At 60.1% G+C, this 16581-nt stretch carries 18 protein-coding genes and 1 pseudogene; 14 read left to right on the top strand and 5 right to left on the bottom strand.

Features of this window, described 5'->3' with window-relative positions:
• Nucleotides 1-90: 90 nt before the first annotated feature.
• From ACZK33_RS04840 to ACZK33_RS04850, 3 genes are read left to right on the top strand one after another with little or no spacing between them, the layout of a single operon-like run.
• On the top strand, nucleotides 91-396 hold the full coding sequence (locus ACZK33_RS04840; protein WP_099475969.1) for an AlpA family phage regulatory protein: 306 nt from the start codon (nucleotides 91-93) through the stop codon (nucleotides 394-396).
• Nucleotides 396-740: a hypothetical protein gene (locus ACZK33_RS04845; protein WP_099475968.1), complete on the top strand. Its 345-nt coding sequence runs from the start codon at nucleotides 396-398 to the stop codon at nucleotides 738-740. The genes ACZK33_RS04840 and ACZK33_RS04845 overlap by 1 nt, the downstream gene beginning before the upstream one ends.
• Nucleotides 737-2194 (top strand): YfjI family protein, encoded by a 1458-nt coding sequence (locus ACZK33_RS04850; RefSeq protein WP_236509030.1) that lies wholly within the window; start codon nucleotides 737-739, stop codon nucleotides 2192-2194. Before ACZK33_RS04845 ends, ACZK33_RS04850 begins: the two co-directional genes overlap by 4 nt.
• 126 nt (nucleotides 2195-2320) lie before the next feature.
• Here ACZK33_RS04850 and ACZK33_RS04855 read toward each other — a convergent pair whose 3' ends face one another.
• From ACZK33_RS04855 to ACZK33_RS04870, 4 genes are all read right to left on the bottom strand, one after another.
• Nucleotides 2321-3046 carry a MobA/MobL family protein gene (locus ACZK33_RS04855; RefSeq protein ID WP_478454174.1) on the bottom strand — a complete coding sequence of 242 codons (726 nt, stop codon included), beginning with the start codon at nucleotides 3044-3046 and terminating at the stop codon, nucleotides 2321-2323.
• Between the two features lie 255 nt (nucleotides 3047-3301).
• A complete protein-coding gene (locus ACZK33_RS04860; RefSeq protein ID WP_478454176.1) occupies nucleotides 3302-4750 on the bottom strand; it encodes a hypothetical protein in 1449 nt (482 codons plus the stop codon).
• A 62-nt stretch (nucleotides 4751-4812) separates the two neighbouring features.
• On the bottom strand, nucleotides 4813-6114 hold the full coding sequence (locus tag ACZK33_RS04865) for a Y-family DNA polymerase (protein ID WP_478454178.1): 1302 nt from the start codon (nucleotides 6112-6114) through the stop codon (nucleotides 4813-4815).
• Between the two features lie 38 nt (nucleotides 6115-6152).
• Nucleotides 6153-6554, bottom strand: coding sequence for a LexA family protein (locus tag ACZK33_RS04870; protein WP_236509061.1), 402 nt, complete (start codon nucleotides 6552-6554; stop codon nucleotides 6153-6155).
• Nucleotides 6555-7001: 447 nt separating this feature from the next.
• Between ACZK33_RS04870 and ACZK33_RS04875 the strand changes: the two genes are divergently transcribed.
• The 3 genes and pseudogenes from ACZK33_RS04875 (at nucleotide 7002) to ACZK33_RS04885 (ending at nucleotide 9453) form a co-directional block, all read left to right on the top strand.
• A protein-coding gene (locus ACZK33_RS04875; RefSeq protein ID WP_236509026.1) for an IS3 family transposase occupies nucleotides 7002-8158 on the top strand; the annotation gives its coding sequence in 2 pieces (ribosomal slippage) (nucleotides 7002-7242 and nucleotides 7242-8158; 1158 coding nt in all).
• A gap of 265 nt (nucleotides 8159-8423) precedes the next feature.
• A pseudogene (locus ACZK33_RS04880) lies at nucleotides 8424-8987 on the top strand (flavin reductase family protein).
• A gap of 136 nt (nucleotides 8988-9123) precedes the next feature.
• Entirely contained in the window at nucleotides 9124-9453 is a 330-nt protein-coding gene (locus ACZK33_RS04885; RefSeq protein WP_004146483.1) for a hypothetical protein, read from the top strand.
• Here ACZK33_RS04885 and ACZK33_RS04890 read toward each other — a convergent pair.
• Entirely contained in the window at nucleotides 9447-9851 is a 405-nt protein-coding gene (locus ACZK33_RS04890) for a hypothetical protein (protein ID WP_004146485.1), read from the bottom strand. The two genes, ACZK33_RS04885 and ACZK33_RS04890, sit on opposite strands and share 7 nt — an antisense overlap.
• A 195-nt stretch (nucleotides 9852-10046) precedes the next feature.
• On the opposite strand from ACZK33_RS04890, the gene moaA reads away from it, so the two are divergent.
• From moaA to ACZK33_RS04930, 8 genes are all read left to right on the top strand, one after another.
• Nucleotides 10047-11027, top strand: coding sequence for a GTP 3',8-cyclase MoaA (moaA, locus tag ACZK33_RS04895; RefSeq protein WP_032968965.1), 981 nt, complete (start codon nucleotides 10047-10049; stop codon nucleotides 11025-11027).
• Between the two features lie 8 nt (nucleotides 11028-11035).
• Nucleotides 11036-12034, top strand: coding sequence for a bifunctional molybdenum cofactor biosynthesis protein MoaC/MoaB (gene moaCB / locus ACZK33_RS04900; RefSeq protein WP_099589911.1), 999 nt, complete (start codon nucleotides 11036-11038; stop codon nucleotides 12032-12034).
• Nucleotides 12031-13290, top strand: coding sequence for a molybdopterin molybdotransferase MoeA (locus ACZK33_RS04905; RefSeq protein WP_099589912.1), 1260 nt, complete (start codon nucleotides 12031-12033; stop codon nucleotides 13288-13290). Before moaCB ends, ACZK33_RS04905 begins: the two co-directional genes overlap by 4 nt.
• Entirely contained in the window at nucleotides 13287-13547 is a 261-nt protein-coding gene (locus tag ACZK33_RS04910; RefSeq protein WP_004146493.1) for a molybdopterin converting factor subunit 1, read from the top strand. The genes ACZK33_RS04905 and ACZK33_RS04910 overlap by 4 nt, the downstream gene beginning before the upstream one ends.
• Before the next feature lies 1 nt (nucleotide 13548).
• Nucleotides 13549-14046 carry a molybdenum cofactor biosynthesis protein MoaE gene (locus ACZK33_RS04915; protein WP_100449529.1) on the top strand — a complete coding sequence of 166 codons (498 nt, stop codon included), beginning with the start codon at nucleotides 13549-13551 and terminating at the stop codon, nucleotides 14044-14046.
• Entirely contained in the window at nucleotides 14024-14641 is a 618-nt protein-coding gene (locus ACZK33_RS04920; RefSeq protein WP_049450912.1) for a molybdenum cofactor guanylyltransferase, read from the top strand. Before ACZK33_RS04915 ends, ACZK33_RS04920 begins: the two co-directional genes overlap by 23 nt.
• A complete protein-coding gene (locus ACZK33_RS04925; RefSeq protein WP_099475678.1) occupies nucleotides 14598-14969 on the top strand; it encodes a DUF7009 family protein in 372 nt (123 codons plus the stop codon). The genes ACZK33_RS04920 and ACZK33_RS04925 overlap by 44 nt, the downstream gene beginning before the upstream one ends.
• A gap of 148 nt (nucleotides 14970-15117) precedes the next feature.
• Nucleotides 15118-16536, top strand: coding sequence for a NarK family nitrate/nitrite MFS transporter (locus tag ACZK33_RS04930; RefSeq protein ID WP_099589914.1), 1419 nt, complete (start codon nucleotides 15118-15120; stop codon nucleotides 16534-16536).
• Nucleotides 16537-16581 lie beyond the last annotated feature (45 nt).

Below are 16581 nucleotides of genomic sequence, written 5' to 3' on the forward strand. Positions count from 1 at the left end.
GACACTGATCACGTCGGAGGCCAATCCCCTTCGATAGGAAACCGGCCGGATTCCTTCCTCTAACGATCAACAACGAGAAGGAATCAGTAAATGACGCACATCAAGAACAGTCTGCGTGAGAGCCTGGACAAGAGAACGACTTTGCCCAGTTTGGATCTGAAGCGGAACCAGATCGGCTGGCCCGATAGCCCCACGCTGCGGTTGAAGGAGCTGATCGTATTGCTTCGCGTCAGTAGGAGCAAGGCATACGAGCTGATGAAGACCGATCCGGACTTCCCGAAGGGCATTCCGCTCTATGACAGTGAACTGTCTCCGAAGTTCTACTGGACGCATGAAGCCATGGCATGGGCTGAAGGTCGTGCAGCGAAGTTCCGTCGTGCGAAGGGAGCGAAGTGATGATGGCTAATCTCGGAATCACCAACACGCCGCTCGCCTCGCTCGAGAAGGCCCTGCATGAACAGCTGTCCAAGGGCAAGACCAAGCTCGAGCAGGACTTCAGGGAGGCGTACCCGGTGTTGGAGCAGCATATCGCAAAGAAGATGCGCAAGAAGATCTTGGTGGAGCAGTTCAATGCTGCTTACAAGCATGATCTGAACCTGATTCAATTCCGCAAGCTGCTCAATGAGGAGCGTGCTCGTCGCCATGCGGAGGGCGATGCTGCTCGGTGCCAGAGCTGTGGCCATCTGTTGGTCGAGGCTGAAGAGCAGACCGCGTTTGGCGCGGCAGAGGAGGATGCATGATGACTACCCATTGGCAGCGTTATGCCCCCAAATATCCCCTGGAAAGCTTCCACCACATTGCGCGTGAGGCTGGTCTTGAGATCTTCCGCAACGTGCAGGTTCCTGATGCCATGGTTGGCATGGGTCTCATCAATGCCATCTCGATGGCTTGTCAGGGGCTGATTGATGTCAAGTTGCCAACCGGGCAGCCCCGGCCTGTAACGCAGAACTTGATGCTTGTGGCTGAGTCTGGTGAACGCAAGTCAACGGTGTTCGAGCTGCTGCAGGCGCCTTTCCGTGATGCTGATACGAAGGCGCTGGCTGCGTTCAAGCAGCAGACTGAGGCTTATGAGATCGAGTACGGACTCTGGACGGCCAAGATGAAGGGGCTGAAGAGCGCGATCAGTAAAGCAGTTGCAGCAGGTAAGTCTGTGGAAGCACTCGAGTCTCAGCTGAAGGAGTATGCAGAAAAGAAACCACTGCAGCCTCGCTTGCGTTGCTTCCTGCGGCAGGACATCACGGCCAAGGCCATTATGGAGGCCGTTCAGGGTGATGGTGAGTCCATAGCCATCACGACTGATGAAGGTCACATGCTGTTCAAGAGCGAGGCAATGGCGAATGTGGGCTTACTCAATCGTCTCTGGGATTCACCAGGAATGATGCCGTTGGATCGTGCGGAGAACGAGCATCTGATTGCGATGAATCCGCGTGTGTCTGTGAGCATCATGACCCAGTATGAACCGCTCAAGCAGTTCCTCAATAGGCGAGGCTCTGTCGCAAAGGGGAGTGGGCATTGGGCACGTTACTTGGTCGCGTGGCCTCGCTCCATGATGGGCTATCGGCGAATCGAGGACGTGGAACCGGTGTGGGAGCATTTGCCGGCATTCCATGAGCGGGTCGCGGAGCTGTTGTTGAAGTACAAGGAGCTTTCAGCCTCGGGCGCCGTTGCTCGTGAAGTGGTGTCCTTCTCCATCGATGCCAGGGCACGCTGGGTAGAGTTGGCATCAGAAACTGAGTCTTTGCTGCGCGACGGGGAGTACTTGAGCGATATCAATGACTTCGCGGCAAAGATCATGGAGATCGTGGCACGACTCGCTGCATCGATGCAGTACTTCAGTGGAGAGGGAGGTGACATCACCCTCGATACGATCAATCGTGCCTTCGAGATCGTTCGGTGGCATGTTGATGAGTACAAGCATCTGTTCTCACCTGCGTTCGTGGTATCGCAGGATCAGGCCGATGCTCAAGCTCTGGATCGGTATCTGCATGCCAAGTGGTGGAGAGGGATTTATTCGGATACGTGCGTTCCCAAGAACCAGGTTTTGCGCTGTGGACCTGTACGTAACCGAGCAAGGCTGAATGCAGCCATCTCGGTTCTTGAAGGCCAGGGAGCAATTCAGATCTGCAGTGGGTACCGGGACAAGAGGACGTATCTTCGCTTGATGAATCACTACTTTGACCGGAGGGCGCTGTAAGCAGTCTTTGTACCAAGGGAGCCCCGGCGATAGGCCGGGGCTTTTCTAACGTGGTCAGCAGGTGTCATTGCGATTCTGCGACTTTGTAGCAGAATCGCTGGGTGAGGTACTGGCCGCTGTCTGATTTTAAGTGTCTGAAGCTACCTGCGCTTCTTTACGGCATTGAGCATACTGTGACTTCTCTGCATCTGCCATCTCCTTTACGAAGCGTTGGCCGAGGTGGCGCTCCGGGGGCCTGGCAATGCCCTGGTCGCGCAAGCTGCGGTGGTCTACATGGGCGGAGTATCCGTTCTCAGCAAGGAACTGATTCTGGGTGTCCGCTACAAGCTTTCGTTGTGCAGTCACCTGCTGCTTCAACTCCATTGGGCTCTTTCCGCCACTATCCTTGCGGCATCCGCCTGCGGAAGGATTCTTGGCGTTGTAGCGGGCGAAGGTCTGTTCAGGTGTACGGGGGATGCCATCAGGCAGTCTGTCCGAGCACATCAGGTGGATGTGTGGGTTCGGATCCCCTCCGAGTTTTCCTTCAGGCGCATGAAGCGCGTATTGGTAGGGTTTGATCCCTGCGAGATTCTTTGCAAGCCGGTCGGCAAGTTCGACCTGCTGTTCAGTGCTGAGCTCACTCGGAAGAGTGATTTCATGTTCTCGGTACACTGCTCCGTTGGCACGCTCATGCTTGTCAGCAACGCTCCAGAACCGTTTCGGATCATCTCCTGCCCATTCGGGCATGTTCCCATGTCCTGTTTGGACAAGGTCTTTTTTGTCGCTATGTGAACCTTGCCGTTCGATGTAGTTGGCGTGCCTGCGTGCACTGCCTTTCTTTCCGCTTTTGATGCTGTAGTGGAAACTTGCCATTGCTGTATCACCCTTTCTCTTGGGAGAATAAAAAAGCCGACAAGAGTGATTCTTGTCGGCTGTAGGTAGATGCTCACGATCAAAGGGTGTTGCGATTAGATAGAAAGGGTAAGTGCGCGTACCACACCCTGCCTGTAATCTATTGCCAGTTCTATTTTATTTCTATTCCCTTCGATTCCTTTCATTCTTCGTGTTGTTGCTTCGAAGGATGTAAGTGAGTTTCTACATATGTATAAGGGTGATGTGAGTTAAAAATTACATTGTGTGCGAAGTGGCTTGATTTTCGATATATTGAATAAGGTCTTCGCAAAACATGTTGATCTTTCTCTCGTATTCGTTGCCTGCTTCAAGATCGAAATGAGAGTGAGCTATGGACATGTGCTTCAGATATGCGATCTGGAATCGCATAAACGCTTCCATGCGGTTGCTGCGACCGAAAAGTAATGCGTAGGCGATGCAATATCGATGATAGAGGGTGAGCATCGCGCCTTGCGGGATGTAGTCCTCTTCATATAGCTCTTCGATGTCTCTTGAGGTGTCCAGGTGACTCAGTAGGCGAGATGCCGTTTTATCGCTTGAGCTCTGTCCCTTCCAGTAGGGCGTGTACTTCGTTTTGATCTTCTTTTGGATCGTGATGGCTGATAAGGCTGCAACACAGTCCGCCATTGAAATGTTGATGACGTCAAGATCTGTTCTGTGCCATTCGTGGAAGACATAGGCATGCAGAACCTTCTGCGTTTCGTCGGCTATGTTTGTGATCTCGCTGGATCTCAACTCGTAACCAGTGGCTTGGTGAACCAAGCGTGCCAGCTCATTCGCATGGGTTTGCAGGAAGAAGTGAATGGCTGCGAGTGATGTGACAGGTCGCAATAGGGCATCGCACTCCGTCGGTGAGGAGATGGCGTGAGCGAAGAGTGGCTCTATCTTGTATTTGCTCAACTCGCCGTATTCTGATTCGACAACCTGCTGATACTCTCCAACGAAGTGCAGGAATGGGAGCGTTAGCAAATAGATGTACAGCCTTTCGTGGAGGGGGGCGGATTCTTTGCTGGGCAGGATAGTTGAGGGTTGATAGCTTTCTATTTGATGTGCGCCAAACATAAAGGCGCTTGCAATGGCTTCATCATTGCCATCGAAAGCCATGTAGATGGGTTCTATAAGCTCCTTGATGTGTCTGGCGTAGTATTCAAGGAGTTTCGATGGTGTGAGTCTATTGATGTGGATTTGGTTAAGTCTTTCCTCGTCGATCTCAAGCTTAAGTGTGGACATGAGATAGGACGCTGCTTTTATGGTCTTTTCGTTTCTTGGAGAGTTACGTTCTGTCCAGTGCTCGAAGGTGGCCTTAATGGTTCCTGGTTTCGATATTCTTTGAAGCAGCTGGGTGTCGCTGGAGTCGTTCTTGATGTAAAGGAGCTTGATTGTTTTTAGGGTCGAGATTGGAAGTGTGCAGTTCCCGGAAGGAATCTCTTGTCCCAATGTGGAGTTTATGAAGTCAATGACCCCTTTAAGTTCCTTGCGGGTTATTGTTTTCCCTGAAGCATTAGAGTGTTTCGCTTTGCTGCCATCTGACGCATGCGCTATCTCGTAGTTGAGCTCTTCCAAAAGCTCGCTGATACTTCCAGTCTCAGGCGGATCTGTTTTTTGATCTTTTTCGAAGTCAAAGCGCGGCTTGTACTTCCCTGATTCGATGTTTCTGTTTTCCATTTTCAACCGCCATCCTTTTGGTTGTGTCTAGTGTTTGATGGTCGCTATTTCACCGATCCTTGTCAGCGCACCTGCAGAAGGTCGCCCCACTTCGTTGTATAGCTGGGCGACAACGAATGCAATATGGGTCGCCATTGAGCGTTGATAGTCACGTTGGACTGCTCTCCAAGTCTGGCTCCACCAACCCGCCAGCCCACGTTGCCTACTCCCACAGTGCCTCTGCCGAACTTCGCGTTGATCTGGTCCAGCACGGCCATGGTGCGTTCGGCTTTCTCGTTAGGGCCAACGAAGAGGTCCGCCTGACGGGCTTCAGCCTGGACCAAGTTGGTCAGACCCACACCTCCACGTTTATAGGCCTGGATGCCTTGGCCACGGTCTGCCTGATCCATGATCGACTTGGCCAGGCGTCGCACTGTCCGTAGGACTTCCCCTGTGTCCTGCGTAGGAAAGGGGAAGGGTGAGGCTCTGCTGGCATGGAACGAATCGCCCTTGAAGGGGTTGCCGTCCAGCCAGACCCACAGTGCACCTGCCGCTTGGCCTCGCTTGCGTAACTTCTCGCAGGCCACGCTGCAGAACGTGGCCAGGGCCTCCATCGGGTCGGTCACTTCACGACCAAATGTACGGCTGACCACCAGTTGCTTGCGTTCGGGTTCTTCTAGTTCCAGATCGCTGCAGGGAATTCCCCGCAGCTCCATTTGGGTGCGGGCCAGAACTACCCCATAGTGCGCACGAACATGGTCGGTGGGGAGTGCGGCCAAATCTGCAGCAGTTCTTACCCCTTCGCCTGCCAGGCGTTCGGCGTAGCGCCTGCCCACTCCCCACACATCCTCGACGGCCAGAGCGTTGACGTTCTGTGCGGTGGCATGGAAGACGGCTAAGGAGCCCGCATGGACGGCACGCTTGGACTGGTCCTTGGCGAGCTTGTTGCCTGCCTTGGCCAGGGTGCGTGTGGCACCCAGGCCAGCGCAGCAGGGAATGCCCACCCATTGCAGGATGCGTTGGCGTGCTTCCAGGCAGGCCGCAAGAGGGTCTTTGAGGCCTTCCAGGTCGACGAAATTTTCATCGATCGAATAGATCTCCACCCTGGGGAAGAGATCCTGAAGAATCGTCACAATCCTGGCTGACAGATCCCCGTACAGCGCGAAGTTGGCTGACCTGACGAAGACCTGCTTTCTGATGTCCTTGGGGACCTGGAAGATGGGCATACCCATCTTCAATCCCAAGGCCTTCGCCTCTGGCGACAGGGCTATACAGCATCCATCGCCATTGCCAAGCACAACAGTGGGTTTGCCTCGCAGCTTGGGGTCGAAGACCCGCTCGCATGAGACATAGAAGGTGTTGCCGTCGATAAGTCCGTAGCGCATGCGGGCACGGTACGGGGCTCATGTATCAGGAGCTGAGATCAGAGGTGCTGGGTGATGGAACTGCGCACCACCCCCCAGATTTCCAGCTCGACATCCTCTGGCACGATGATGGAGGGATATCCGCTACCGCTGGCCAGGACCATGCAGTTGTTACGCATGTAGAGCTTCTTGCAGACGAAGCCACCTTCCCACAGAGCCACGACTGTGTGCCCAGGTCGTGGACTGATCGAGCGATCGACAACCAAGAGATCGCCGTCGTGGATACCGAAATCGGCCATCGAGCCGCCGCAGTCGGCCTGCACAAGGAACGTAGCTGGTGGGTTAGGCACCAGCTTGGCATTGAGATCCAAGCGGTCCTCTTCCCGGAAGAAGTCTTCGGCAGGGCTAGGAAAGCCGCAGGCTGCAGTCGAGGCTAGAACAGGTAGGTGTAGGGATGGCAAGCCGTCCCGGACAGGTAGAGCTATCGCAGGCAGAGTCATCATTGGTATGGCGCTCCATAGTCGTGAGTTGGAGCTAGATGTAGGCTTGTTAGTTATATTACTAACAAGTCATTTGAGGCAAGCAATTGAGGAGCAAAGTGGCCTCGACCTGGCTGGTAGGGCGGCTCCCAACTCCGCACTGATGCTCCTTTTTCAGCCGGGCGGCGAGAGGAACCCATGGGCTCTAATCATTACGTATCATCGACTTACCCTGAGTTGTGTATGAAACTGTCCGTGTATGTACATGGGCATCCCTTGCTTTTGGGGGTACAAAAAGGGGTGTTTCTGCCTCGTTTATGTGAAGAGTTCATTGACATTCAATGACTTACCCCGGTAATTTGATTCGGATGGGTCCCCCGATTTCACGGACACTTACAAGAAGGCCGATTGAGGCCATGAGGAGTGTTCATGTCAAAGCGTCGCAAGTTCAGTGCCGAGTTCAAGCGTGGTGCAGTGGAACAAGCCAGTCGGCCCGGTGTCAGCTGCGCCCCGGTGGCCCGTGAGCTGGGCATCCGCGACAGTCTGCTGACCCGCTGGAAGCGGGAGGCGGAGACGGTGGGGAAAGCCGCCTTTGCGGGTACCGGGAGCCCGCGTGACGAGGAGGTTGCCCGGCTCAAGCGCGAGTTGGCCAGGATCACCAAGGAGCGGGATTTTTTGCGCGAAGCGGCGACGTTCTTTGCCAAGGGATCATCCTGAGGTATCAGGTGATCGAACGTTGCCGCGATGAGTTTCCGATTCGCCTGATGTGCCGCTGCCTGCGGGTATCGACCAGTGGCTACTACGACTGGAGCAAGCGCCTGCCCAGTGCCCGACAGCGCGACAATGAGCGCTTGCTGGGCCGTATCCACGCGCTGCATCAGGACAGCCGGGGCACGCTGGGGGCCGGCCGCATGCAGGAAGATCTGGTCGAGGAAGGGCTGACGGCCAGTCGGAACCGGGTTGCCCGGCTGATGGCGTTGGCAGGCCTTCAAGGCTGGCCGCGCCCGAAACGGCGAGGTAAGCGCGCTCAACCGGCACTGACGCCGCCGTGCGTGCGCAACCTGCTGGAGCGTGATTTCAGCGCCCTGGAGCCGGAAACCAAGTGGGTGACTGACATTACCGAGATCAAGACCCAGCAGGCCAAACTGTATCTGTGTGTCGTGCTGGATCTGTTTGATCAGCGCATTGTGGGCTGGTCAATGCATCATCGGCAGGACCGGCAGATGGTGATCAGAGCGGTGCAGATGACGGTTTGGCAACGGCAGGAGCGGCATCCGCTGATCCTGCACTCCGACCGCGGCAGTCAATTTCGTAGCGGGGATTACCAGGATTACCTGGCCGCCAATGGCCTGCTCTGCTCGATGAGTGCGGTGGGGCATTGTGGCGACAATGCCGCCTGCGAGGGGTTCTTTGGTCTGCTCAAACGCGAGCGGATCTATCGCACAACGTATCCAACACTCGATGCCGCCCGGTCCGATGTGTTCGAATACATCGAGCGCCGCCACAACCCCAGGATGCGACGGCGCCGGGTCAAGCAGGACCAGAAGTTTTCAACCCTTTCCAAACAGTCCGTGATTTCGGGGTAGAACCCCCTCCGAGGTCGCATGTGTCTGTCCTGGGCACAGTGGTTGCGTACGGGGATACAAGCCGGCAGGTTAGGAGAAGCCGGCGACCATGTAGGTCTGCTCAATCCGGACACAGATTCATGGCTGCATGTGTTAATGCCGGCGGAGGCCGGGACAATGCGCTGCAGGCGGGACTCTCACGTAATGCTTCCCCTGCAGGTGGTGTGCTGTTGTGCGGAGCGTGGTGCTATTCAGCGCTAATCACACATGAAACAAGGAGCCCAGGATGCGTTCGCCATTACGCAAGCAGGATTTCCCCGTGGAAAAAGTGCGTCAGTACCTTTAGCCCGGCCCCATCGTGCTGGTGACGTCGCAATGGCAGCAGCAGCGGAACATCATGACGCTGGGCTGGCACACCGTGCTGGAGTTCTCACCGTCGCTGGTCGGTCTGATGATCTCCCGCGCCACCCACAGTTTCGATCTGATCCGCCGTAGTGGGGAGTGTGTGATCAACCTGCCGACGGTCGCGTTGGCGGATACGGTGGTGCGCATCGGCAACTGCAGTGGCGTGTCGGTGGACAAGTACGCGCTGTTCGATCTTGCGCCGGTGCGGGCATCCCGGGTGCGTGCGCCGCTGCTGGGGCGGTGTCATGCCAACCTCGAATGCCGTCTGCACGAAGATGCGCTGGTGGAGCGCTACAACTTCTTCGTCTTCGAGGTGGTGAAGGCGCATGTGGCAGTGTCGCCCAGGCATCCGCGTACGCTGCATTACACCGGCGATGGAGTGTTCATGACGGCAGGCAGGATGATCAGCCGCCGTTCGTTGTTCCGGCCGGACATGCTGGGGTGAGTATGGTGCGGGCCGTTCGGGCGGCTCGCCTGGGCGTTGGGCTCTGTCCGCGCGCGCCGACACCGGGCAGGGATTTGACCCGCCCGCCTCGGCGGCGCAAAGTGTACCCATGCCTCGCTGACTAGGAGTTGCAGCCATGACCGCTGTCAGTTCCCTCCACGCCCAAGGTGACAAGCTGCCGCCCTCCCGACTTTGGCGCGTGTTCTGGCTGCAGGGGGTGATCCCCAGCAACCTGTTATGGGCCGCCGCCCTCTGGGCGTTGGCGCAGGGGCGCACCCCGTTGTTGCTGGCGTTGTTCGCGGCGCTGCTGCTGTATACGGGCTGGATCATCCCGGCGGTATGGCGGGCGGCGCCGAGCGCGCAAAATCCCAATTACGGTGTTGCCGCGCGCGGCCTGACCGTGGCCTGGGGCTTGAATACGGTGCTGGTGGTGTTCTTCCTGATGCTGCAGCTGCTGGCTCAGTAGAACTGCACCGGTGTGCCATCGCGATCGAAGGCGGCAAAACGGCTGATCTGGCCGTCGTTGACCGCGTTGACCATCAGGCGCAGTGGTTGCGTTGCTTCATCGCTGGACGGGGCAATGCCGCCACGGCCATCCAGTGAGGCAACAAACACCAGGTCCCAGACCAGCCCGGTCTGGGCGGATTCGGCGGCCAGGGTCTGGAAGGACGCGATTTCCTGCGGGGCCTTGTCCACACACAGCACCGGGCTCAACGTGCCACCTTCGCCGTTGCTGTGGCGGGCATGCTGATCGGCGGTGGGTGATTCGGGCAGGTCGGCTTTGACGAACACAAACAACAGGCGTTGGGGCTCGGTTTGCTGTCCTGCTGCCTGCAGCAGGCCATTGAAATCGTTCAGCATCATGATCGGGGTCACAGGACAGGGCGTTGGTAAAGGGTATGCTGCCATAGCTTCGCAAGGCATGGCGGTGCCCTTGATTGATTTAAGTCATGCCATCGCTTCAAAGCCCCACGTAGGCTGACGGTCAGTCACTACAGGCGAGGGAACCCCGGCATGCCGGGCGAGCGTGGATACGTGCACTCAGGAGGTGAAACAGCCATGAGCCAACTCACCGATGGCTTCGGGCGCAGCTTTCCATACCTGCGTCTGTCGCTGACCGAAGCCTGCAACTTCCGTTGCAGCTATTGCCTGCCCGACGGCTACCAGGCCGACGGCCGGCCGCGCTTTCTTGCGGTGGATGAAATCGCAAGGCTGGTACGGGCGTTTGCCACGCTGGGCATGCACAAGATCCGCCTGACCGGTGGCGAGCCGAGCCTGCGCAAGGACCTGGACCAGATCATCGCCACCGTGGCGCAGGTGCCGGGCGTGCGCAAGGTTGCCATCACCACCAACGGCTGCCTGCTGCCCAGGCGCCTGCCAGGCTGGCATCGTGCGGGCCTGACTGCGCTCAACGTGAGTATGGACAGCCTGCGTCGCGAGCGTTTCCATGCCATCACCGGACATGACCGCCTGCCCGAGGTGATGGAAGGCATCGCCCTGGCCCAGGCGTTGGGCCTGCAATCGGTCAAGCTCAATGCCGTGCTGCTGCGCGGCCTCAATGACGACGAACTGCCGCAATGGATGGCCTTCCTGCGCGACCGGCCAGTGAGCGTGCGTTTCATCGAACTGATGCGCACCGGTGACAACCGCGATTACTTTGAACGTCACCATCTGTGCGCCGATGTGATCGTCGGGCAGTTGCTGGCTGCTGGCTGGAGCGAGCGCAGACGCGCTGCCGATGCGGGCCCCGCACGTGAGTTCAGTCATCCCGACCATCGCGGCAGCATCGGCATCATCGCTCCTTACTCAAAGGATTTCTGCAAAGGTTGCAACCGCCTGCGGGTTACCGCGCGCGGCGATCTGCGGTTGTGCCTGTTCGGTGACTTCGGCATCGCACTGCGGCCGCTGCTGCAGTCAGATGAGGACCAGGGCGCGCTGCTGGCGCGCATCACCACCCAGCTTGGGCTGAAGGCAGCCGGGCATGGACTGCATTTCGGCCAGACCGGGTTGACCCCGCATCTGGCCTCGATTGGAGGATGAGACAAGCAATGAGTGGGCAGATGAGTGCGGCATTCCATATGGCCGATGTACGTGACAAGCGCATTACCCGTCGCCGCGCGGTGGCGGTGGGTGAGCTTGTCGCCGGGCCTGTTGCCTATCCCCTGATCGTCGAGCGACGTCTGCCCAAGGGGGACGCACTGGTGATGGCCGAGATTGCTGGCCTGCAGGGGGCCAAAATGGCCTCGGCGTTGATGCCGCTGTGCCATCCGCTGCCACTGGAACTGGTGAGGGTTTACTGCGCGCCGGCGCCGGAGCGGCTTGCCATCCGGGTGTGGTGCGAATGCGCCAGTGAAGCGCGTACCGGGGTGGAGATGGAAGCGCTGGCAGGGGTCAACGCGGCCCTGCTGACCTTGTATGACCTCAGCAAGCCGGTCGAGCCCGCATTGGAGATCGGCGGTGTCCGGCTGCTGTTCAAGGAAGGCGGCAAGAGCGGCGTGTGGTTGCACCCACAGGGTATGGATGCGGAGGAGCGTGAGCGCTTCCGCCCGCGTCCGCCAAGACAGCTGCAAGGTGCGAGCTGTGTGGTGATCACGCTCAGCGATCGTGCCAGCCGGGGCGACTATGTGGATGAATCCGGGCCAGTGCTGGCCGAGGGGCTGCGTGCACTGGGCGGCGAAGTGGTCAGCACGGAAGTACTGGCCGATGGCATCGAGCCGCTGGCCGGGCGTCTGCACGCGTTCGCCGCCAGCGGCATCCGCATCTGCCTGTGCACTGGCGGCACGGGCCTGGGACCGCGCGATCTCACTCCAGAGGCGTTGCAGTCGCTGGGTGGGCGCAGCGTGCCCGGGCTGGCGCAGATGCTCCGTGGCCTTAGCGCGCAGCACACGCCGTTGGCATGGCTGAGCCGTGCCGAGGTGGTGCAACTGGGGGGCATGCTGGTCATCGCCCTGCCGGGTAGCCCGCGTGCCGCGGCACAGTGCATGAGCATTCTCACGCCGGTGCTGGGCCATGCATTGGCGATGATCGACGGGGCCAGCCACGCATGATCACTTACGCGCAGGCCCTGCAGATCCTGTTGGCCGAGGCGCCGGCGCCAAAGACCGAGCAGGTGGTGGTTGCCGAGGCAGCAGACCGGGTGCTGGCTGCGCCAGTGGTAAGTGCCCAGCACCTGCCACCGTTCGACAATGCTGCGATGGACGGCTTCGCCCTGTGCGCGGACGGCCAGCCCTTGCCTGCCGGTGCCGTATTGCAGGTTGCCGGCTGGCAGGCCGCAGGCGATGCCGCAGCACAGGGGGAGGCAGCACAGGCCTGGGAAATCATGACGGGTGCGCGCATGCCGGCCGGCCTGGACAGCGTGGTGCCGGTCGAGCAGGTGGAGGTGCTGGATGCCGTGGAGGGTCGTCCTGCGCGCGTGCGTCTGCAGGCGATGGTCACGCCCGGGCAACACGTGCGGCTGCGCGGCCAGGACGTGGAGTTGGGCGAAACCGTGCTTGCCGCTGGCACGTCGCTGGATGTGAACGCCATGACCTTGCTGCATGCCCTCGGGACAGCCCGGGTGCAGGTGCAGCAGCGGCCGCAGGTGGCGGTCATCAGCACCGGCAAGGAGCTGATCAGTGATGCGGCCCAGCCGTTGCAGTCCGGGCAGATACGCGACAGCAACCGCCCCTTCCTGGTCAGCCGCCTGCACGCCGCGGGTGCTGATGTGGTCTGGAACGGTGTCGTTGGCGATGACGTGGCTGCTTTTGATGCTGCGCTGGACGCGGCCTTGGCCGCCGGCGCGCGCGTGGTGCTGAGTACGGGGGCGGTGTCGCAGGGCCGCTATGACTTCATCCCTGATGCCCTGCGTGCCCGTGGTGCCACCGTGCTGTTCCACAAGGTCGCCATCCGCCCGGGCAAGCCGCTGCTGTTCGCCCGCCTGGCCGATGGTTGCCTGTACTTCGGCCTGCCGGGCAATCCGATATCCGCGGCAGTGGGGTTGCGCTTCTTCGTGGAGCCGGTGTTGCGCCGCATGCTGGGTTTGGAAGAAGAGGCGCAGTTGCAGTTGCCGTTGCAGGGCGATGTGCGCAAGCCACCGGGGCTGCGCATGCACGCACGGGCACGGGTGGAACTGGATGCGGGGGGGCGGCTGAGCGTGCGGGTGTTGTCCGGGCAGGAATCGTTCCGGCTCAAGACCATGCTGCAGGCCAACGCCTGGGCGATTCTGGAAGGTGAGGATGCGTTGGCCCCGGCCGGCACATTGGCTCGCGTGCAGGGTTGGGGGCATCGCGAGCCGCTGCAACTGGCCCGGCAGGAGGAAGCATGAGAGAGGTCGTTGTGCAGTTGTTTGGTGTGTTTTCCGAGCTGGATCATCGTCGCGAGCTAAGCGTGCGGGTGAACGGTGAACACATCGTGGACCTGCGCCGGGCATTGCGCGAGTTGCTGCTGGAACGGTTCCCCCGGTTCCGTGCCGGGCTGGTGGACTATTCGGTGTTTGCCGATGAAAAGCGCGTGCTGCGCGACAGCGAGCCGCTGCCTGCGGACGGTCGTGTGGCCATCCTGCCACCGGTGAGCGGAGGTTGAAATGAGCGCGGAAAATCTATGGAAAGTGGTCGAGCGCAGCGCCGCCGCGATTGATCCGGGCGAGGGCATCGCTTTTGTGTCCGACCCCGGCTTTGGCGGCATCGATGTATTCATCGGCAAGGTGCGCGACCTGAACCAAGGGCGCGCGGTGCAGGGCATCACCTATGACATGTTCGAGCCGCTGGTACTCAACGAGTTCCAGCGCCTGGTGGCCGAGGTGGAGTCCGAGTTCGGCCCGCGCATCAAGCTGTACGTGGCCCACGCCAGGGGCCGCCTGGCGGTGGGTGAGGTGGCGGTGGTTGTTGCCGCCGGCAGTCCCCACCGTGACGAGGCTTTCCGTGCCTGCCGGCAGCTGATCGAGGCGGTCAAACACCGCTCGCCGATCTGGAAGCAGGAGCATTACCAGGATGGCGACAGCGAGTGGAGCGAAGGCTGCAGCCTGTGCCAACCCAGCGCCGAGCACGCCGACGACGGACATGTCCACGATCACGCCCACTGACCTGCCGGCCATGGCCGGCATCGTGCTGGCCGGTGGCCTGTCCAGCCGCATGGGCCAGGACAAGGCCTTGCTGCGTTGGCAGGGCAGGTCCCTGCTGGCGCACATGTGCGCGCTGCTGCAGGCCGCGGGTGCGCAGACGCTACGGGTCAGCGGCAGCTACCCGGTGCTGCCGGGGGTCGAGTCGGTCCCCGACCTGGTGCCGCGCTGCGGTCCGTTGGGGGGGCTCTACAGCGTGGTGAAGACGCTGCCGGATGGCCCTGTCTGGGTGGTGGCGGTGGACATGCCGCTGCTCGACCGGCAACTTCTTTGGCGGTTGCGTGACGCAGGTGACGCTCGCTGCGTGCATTTCCGCGGGCAACCGCTGCCAATGCGGTTGAACATTGACCGCAGCTGTCGCACCCTGTTGCAGTCGATGGTGATGGACGTGAACGGGCCGCGCTCGTTGTACCGCCTGCAGCGACAGCTGGGCAGCATCGAGCTGCGCCTGCCCGACGATGGCGATGCCCGTCTGCTGAACTGCAATACCCCCATCCAATGGGAGGCTCTGCCTCATGAAAGTGCAGATCCAGTCGCAGTCCGTACGACTGCGCATTGACGAAAACGAGCTGGCCGAGTTGTTGGCGGGGCAGTGGGTGACCAGCCGGACCGACCTGGGGGCACTGGGCGGCTTTTCCTGCGCGCTGCAGCTGCATGCAGGCGAACAGGCGCGGCTGGATGGCAGCGTCACGGCGCTGCGGTTCGCGCTGCCTCAGGAGGATGTGCTAGCGTTGCAGCAGCGCCTGCCGTGCCGTGATGGACTCTCTTACGAACTCCCCCTGCAACCGCAACCGCTGCATCTTCAGTTTGATGTCGATGTACGTGACAGCGTGCGCCAGCGTGGCGTGCAGCGCCGTGCAAGCGACGTCAGCGTCGCCGCAGATTGATATTTGTCAGGTAGGCGCCGTTATGGCGCCTTTGGTTGATCAAGATCAATACCGGCCCCAGGGCCGCCGGGCTTAATGACGCCGTGGCGACTGGGCAGGCAACAGCACAGCAGAACCAGCGCCGTATCAAACAGCCTTGGAGCGTTGCATGAGTGTCAGTCGCGATGCCGTAAAAAACAGCAGGCCCGGTCCCGGCGGTGTCATCACCGATTGGCGGCCGGAAGATCCGGTTTACTGGGAGCAGACCGGTAAACGCGTTGCCACCCGCAACCTGGTCATATCCATCCCCGCGCTGCTGCTGGCGTTCTCGGTGTGGGTGCTGTTTTCGGCGGTGACCATCAGCCTGCCGAAAATCGGGTTTGCCTTCAGTACCGATCAGTTGTTCTGGCTGGTGGCCTTGCCCAGTCTTTCCGGCGCGACGCTGCGCATCTTCTACTCCTTCGTGATCCCGATCTTCGGTGGCCGCCGTTGGACGGCCTTGTCCACCGCCTCGCTGTTGCTGCCCACCTTGTGGCTGGGCTTCGCGGTGCAGAACCCGGCCACGCCGTACTGGGTGTTCGTGTTGATCGCGATCCTGTGCGGCTTTGGTGGCGCCAACTTCTCCTCCTCGATGTCCAACATCTCGTTCTTCTATCCCAAGCAACGTCAGGGCATGGCGCTGGGCTTGAACGCGGGTCTGGGCAATGTCGGCGTATCGGTGTCGCAGGCGGTAGTGCCGCTGGTGATCACGGTGGGCGTATTTGGCGCGCTGGGCGGTGCACCGCAAGCGGTGGTTGATGGCGGCGCGCCATTGTTCGTGCAGAACGCCGGCTTCATCTGGGTGCCCTTCATCGCCTTGTTCGCGATTGCGGCCTGGTTCGGCATGAACGACCTGACCAGCGCCCGCTCTTCGTTCTCCGAGCAGGCGGTGATCTTCCGCCGCAAGCACAACTGGCTGATGTGCTGGTTGTACATCGGCACCTTTGGTTCCTACATCGGCTTTTCTGCCGGTTTCCCGATGCTGGTCAAGAGCCAGTTCCCGGATGTGAACCCGCTGGCCTATGCCTTCATCGGTCCGCTGCTGGGCGCGTTGATGCGCTCGGTGGGCGGCAGCCTGGCCGACCGCTGGGGCGGTGCGCGGCTGACGTTCTGGGTGTTCGCACTGATGATCGCGGCGGTGTTCGGCGTGCTGCACTTCCTGCCAAGCAATGGCCAGGGCGGCAACTTCTACGGTTTCCTGCTCTCGTTCATGGCCTTGTTCGTGCTCAGCGGCATCGGCAACGGCACCACGTTCCGGATGATCCCGGTGATCTTCCGCACCCTGCATGAGCGCCTGTCGGCCAATGAAGGCGCCGAAGGCAAGAAGGCCGCTGCCCACCAGGCCAGCATTGAATCGGCCGCCGTGGTCGGCTTCTCCGGCGCCATCGGTGCCTACGGCGGCTTTTTCATTCCCAAGAGCTACGGCTCATCGATCACCTTGACCGGCAGCCCGGATATGGCGCTGTACGGCTTCATTGCGTTCTACATCACCTGCCTGGTCGTCACCTGGTGGTGGTACTACCGGCGCGGGGCCGAAACCCCCTGCTGAGAAAGCAATGCACCGCAGCCAGATGACACACACAGCCACGATGCA

The organism is Stenotrophomonas sp. 86156_Sma (assembly GCF_056481625.1).